Raw genomic sequence first — 4,643 nt, forward strand, 5'->3', positions numbered from 1 at the left:
TAAATATTTTCAAACTTTTTCATAAAATCACTTGAATTTTATATAGTTAGCTCCTGATAAATAATGCCAAAATAATTTATTTTCTATTTTCTCTTTCGTCATCATCTTTCTCCTTTATTTTAAATCTTCCAATTTATGAATTATTTCTTGGGAAATAATTTGTTAAAAAGGAATTATATTATTATACTGATTCATTTTTTCAAACTAAAATAACATAATAAATAATAAAAAACTTATTATCAAAATAACTATTTTTTCTATTTTATACTCTTCTATCAATGGATTATGTGAAAATTAATTTTTTTAATTATTTTGTTTAATTTATTCAATAAAATAGTTTATAATAACCATGTTGGAAGTGTAATGTTTGTATAGAGATTGAGCATCCTTGATGGATGCTCATCTTTTTTATACCATTTTAATAACCATGATCTACATGTTTCCATTCACCCTGTTTATTTCTTACAAGTAACCAAATCCAATCTTTATAAGTACTATTAGGATTTAAAGAACCATCTCCACCACTTCCATCAACATCAAATGTTGATGTTAAAACAATAGCTTCATCTGCACCATATTGTTGTAGTATTTCTTTAAAATAATTTTCATTATCTCCCGCATAATAAATTTCTTTTAATGTACAGCCTTTAAAATTTTCATTAAAATAATCAATAACTGTATTAATTGCTGAAGTGATATCATCATAGCTATAAATATTTGAAGTGACTTCTTTTTCTACAATATCATTTTCTTCTCTTTTTTCTATACGAACAAGCATATTGATATCTGTTTGAATAACATATTGATAAGAATCATCAATATATGCTTTATAGTTTCCTCCACTATAATGACTAGGAAGGATGACTTCTGTAAGAGGAAGTTGTTGATTCATCAAAATATCTTGTGCATGTTTAATAATTTCTATTGGGTCTTTTTCAAGAGTTGATGTAATACTATCTGTAAAACCATATTCTTTTGAAACATATTGAATGATTTTGTTATTTTTATCATAACTAACATCAAGTCTTAAAGTTGGTTCATCTTTATCATTACTGAAATTAAAATAATTTTCTTTTTTATCTTCATAAACATAACCATTTTTCATCAATTCATCTATAACTTCTTGAGGAAGGAGTTCTTTTAATTCTTTGATTGTTTCTGATTCACTTAAAGTACTAAAACGTAAGTATTTATGTTTTGATTGCTTTAATTCAGTATTAATTTCTGTACGTTTTGCTTTTCTTTTTTGAACAAACATTTGTCCTTTTTGATTAAAAGAAAGTTCTACTTCAAAAAGTTTACTTGCTTTTGATTTATAGTTCACTTCAATTCTAAAATTATCAGAAATATCTTTTATCTTAGAGTTAAAAAGATAATCTTCTGGTTTCCAAATAACTTTTAAGCCTTTTTTTGTATGATAATATTTTTTATAAAGATCATAAGAAATCGTAGTATCACTTTGATAGACTTTTCCACCTAGATGAATCTCCAAAGGATTTCCTCCTTGAACAATACGAATTGATTCAATTTCATCACTTTGTACATCTACTGTAAAATAACTTGTTGTAAGATACCCATCTAAATAATATTTTCCATCATAATTTTTTAAATCTAATTGCGATTGTTTAAAATCTATTTTTTTAGAAAAATACTTTTCTTCATATTTCTTTTTCAATTGCACTTTATCCATTATATCGACCTGATCATGAATTAAATAATAATCCATCGGTGTTGCTTGAGTAGTAATAGAATTATAGGTTTGATTATAAGCAAGAATTTCAAATGTATCTTTTGTTTCTTTGTTTTGAATACCTAATACAAATAAAAGAACTACACAAGAAATAATTAAAATAGGTTTATAGTAATGATGTTTTTTTATAGGAATTTGTTGAAGAAGATTTTCATCAACTTGAATTTCATCATAATAATTTTTAAATGATTTATTTTTCATCAGCCTCTATCTCCTTTCTTAATTGATTTCTTGCTCGGTTTAATAAAACACGAACATTATTTTCTTTGATATGTAATAATTCTGCCATTTCTTTTGTTGAATATCCTTCATAATAAAATAAATAAAGAACTACATTATACTTTTTAGAAAGCTTATTTAAATAAGGGGTCAAATCAATTTCTTGCTTTTCAAAAATATAAGTTTGTTCATCGATTTCATCTACTTTATTATGCCAAAAAGACTTCAAAGATGTTTTACTACAATTAAGTGTTACCCTTATAAACCAAGCTTTTTCATGTTCTAAAGATTCAAAAACAGGTTTTCTTTTCATATAACGATACATCACATTTTGAAAGATATCATCTGCTTGATCTTTTTGATGACATTGACTAAAAGCTAAACGATAAACCAGTTCTTTTTCTCGTTGAATCACTTCTTCCATACAAAAACCTCCTTTCATTAGTAATACTTTTTAAAGGTATCATATGTTACAAAAATTATAACATTTTTATAAAAAAACACCTTGGTATTACCAAGGTAAATGATCTATATTAAGTTTTTCATAATTTATATTTTGACTTTGATAATAATGAACTTGATGATTCTCATCATCAAGGATTTTAATGATATTATTTTTAAGTATGACAATCGTTACTTTTATATCACCTTTTTGACTCATAATATAAAATTCATATTGTTTTTCTTGATTATCTTGATCAATATAAGAAATTGTAGGATTATTTGAAAATTCTGTTTTAATTGTTTTAATCTTTTTAAAATCATTAATATTTAAATAATCACAAAATTGAATAACTTTCTTTTGTGTCAACCCACCCGAATACATAACCACTAACGAAGCAGGTTCACGATAAGCTAAAGCCAATTGGTCACCTACATAATAATCACTGCATAATCTTTGAATGATATTATTATAATTATTTTCATATTTTTGCTGTTTTTGGACTTTATACATACCAATTAGTGTAATTGCAAAAATAAAACAAACAATACTGATGATAAAAATATCTTTTCTTTTTTTCTTTCTTTTTTGAATAATATATTCATTGCTTTGAAGGAGTTCTTCATAGTCTAATTTTAAAATAGATGTTATCTTAGCAAGTAAGGTAATATCAGGATAACCTCTTCCTGTTTCCCATTTACTAATTGTTTTGTTGCTGACATTTAGTAAATCTGCAAGTTGACTTTGAGTGTACCCTTTTTTAAGTCTTGCATTTTTTATTGTTCTAGCAAATCTATCATTATCCATATACCTTACCTCCTACTTCAACTATACATGAATCAAATTAAAATAGAAAGAAAAGGACTATCTACCCATTGTAGATATGTCTAGAAATGTTTCCATTTTGGAAACATTTTTAATTTTATTGATAAATACTTCTATAATGCATGGTGAGGTGGTTAAAATGAAAAAAAGAAGAATAAATAGTGAGATATTGTATTTAATTGCAATATTAGTTTTATCATTTTCAATAGACTTACTGACTATTGCAAACATGGGGCTATCTGCTATAAATGGACCCGCTTATATTTTAAGTGAAAAAGTTTATTCACTTACTTATGGTCAGGCAGAATATATTGTTGAAGGAATTATTTTTATCATTTTTTGTATTTTAATGAAGAAATTTAAAATGGCATATTTGAGTTCTTTTATCACAGGTGTTTTATATGCAACAATGGCAGATATTTGGAAAATAATTCTTCCTTTCTTTCAAAGACAAAATGAAATATGTTTTCAATTACGTATTGTTTATTTTTTTATCGGTTTTATACTTTCGGCAATGGCTGTCGCTATGTTTTATAAATCTTATTTATATCCTCAAATCTATGATTTTTTTGTTCAAGAAATATCAAAAAAATATCATATTACTTTAAAAATATTTAAAACTTGCTTTGATTGTACATTCCTTATTTTATCTTTTATCATGTCTTTATTCTTATTTCATGGAATTGTTGGTATTGGTATAGGAACTATTATTGTTGCTTTGTTTAATGGAACATTCATCAGTTTTTTCAAGAATTTTCTTGATAAACATTTTATATGTATTCCAAAATTCACCAAACTTGAAAAATATTTAAAGCTATAAAAAAGGCTATAATGAAAACCTAAAATCTAGGTTTCTTTATAGTCTTTTTATTCAGTAATCATCCCTTTATAGTTCATACCATATAGTTTAGCAAAACGACTCATTGTATATTCACCAGCAGCTAATTGTTCCTTTGTAGGTGCATATCCTTGGAAAACAAAATACATATCTTTCCCTTGTAATAAACTTTCATCTACATAACCATAAAAACGATCTAAAACATTACGAATAGCTCCTGACATACTATGCCAATAAAGTGGTGAACCAATAACAATTGTATCTGCTTGTTTCATTTGTTCAATAACTTCATCTAATTGATCATTTTCAAAGTTTTGACCATAACTGTAGATTTTATAATCAACTAGATTTAATGTTTTAAATTCTTGATCTTTTAAGAATTTTTTAGTAAGTCTTACAGTATTTCCATTTTTATTAGGACTTCCATTAATAAATAAAATACTCATTTTTATATCTCCCTATAACTTATATATAATTGTGTTTCATTTCTAATAATTTTATAGTATTTAAATCAAAATTTTATATCTAATTTGCGATTATCCGCATAAACACTATACTTTCAAGCACTT

At 24.9% G+C, this 4,643-nt stretch carries 5 protein-coding genes; 1 reads left to right on the forward strand and 4 read right to left on the reverse strand.

Annotated elements, in window-relative coordinates; genetic code table 11:
* Nucleotides 1-418: 418 nt before the first annotated feature.
* From LJD32_RS14530 to LJD32_RS14540, 3 genes are all read right to left on the reverse strand, one after another.
* Nucleotides 419-1,951 (reverse strand): hypothetical protein, encoded by a 1,533-nt coding sequence (locus LJD32_RS14530; RefSeq protein WP_227392756.1) that lies wholly within the window; start codon nucleotides 1,949-1,951, stop codon nucleotides 419-421.
* A complete protein-coding gene (locus LJD32_RS14535; RefSeq protein ID WP_158561713.1) occupies nucleotides 1,941-2,393 on the reverse strand; it encodes an RNA polymerase sigma factor in 453 nt (150 codons plus the stop codon). Before LJD32_RS14535 ends, LJD32_RS14530 begins: the two co-directional genes overlap by 11 nt.
* An 87-nt stretch (nucleotides 2,394-2,480) precedes the next feature.
* A complete protein-coding gene (locus LJD32_RS14540; protein WP_227392757.1) occupies nucleotides 2,481-3,218 on the reverse strand; it encodes a helix-turn-helix domain-containing protein in 738 nt (245 codons plus the stop codon).
* A gap of 157 nt (nucleotides 3,219-3,375) precedes the next feature.
* Between LJD32_RS14540 and LJD32_RS14545 the strand changes: the two genes are divergently transcribed.
* Nucleotides 3,376-4,056 carry a DUF6198 family protein gene (locus LJD32_RS14545; RefSeq protein WP_227392758.1) on the forward strand — a complete coding sequence of 227 codons (681 nt, stop codon included), beginning with the start codon at nucleotides 3,376-3,378 and terminating at the stop codon, nucleotides 4,054-4,056.
* Nucleotides 4,057-4,103: 47 nt separating this feature from the next.
* Here the strand turns inward: LJD32_RS14545 and LJD32_RS14550 are convergent, their stop codons facing one another.
* Nucleotides 4,104-4,520, reverse strand: a complete 417-nt coding sequence (locus LJD32_RS14550; RefSeq protein WP_227392759.1) for a flavodoxin family protein — start codon at nucleotides 4,518-4,520, stop codon at nucleotides 4,104-4,106.
* Nucleotides 4,521-4,643 lie beyond the last annotated feature (123 nt).

The sequence above is a fragment of the Faecalibacillus sp. TM498 genome, from assembly GCF_020589955.1.
GTDB lineage: Bacteria > Bacillota_I > Bacilli_A > Erysipelotrichales > Coprobacillaceae > Faecalibacillus > Faecalibacillus intestinalis.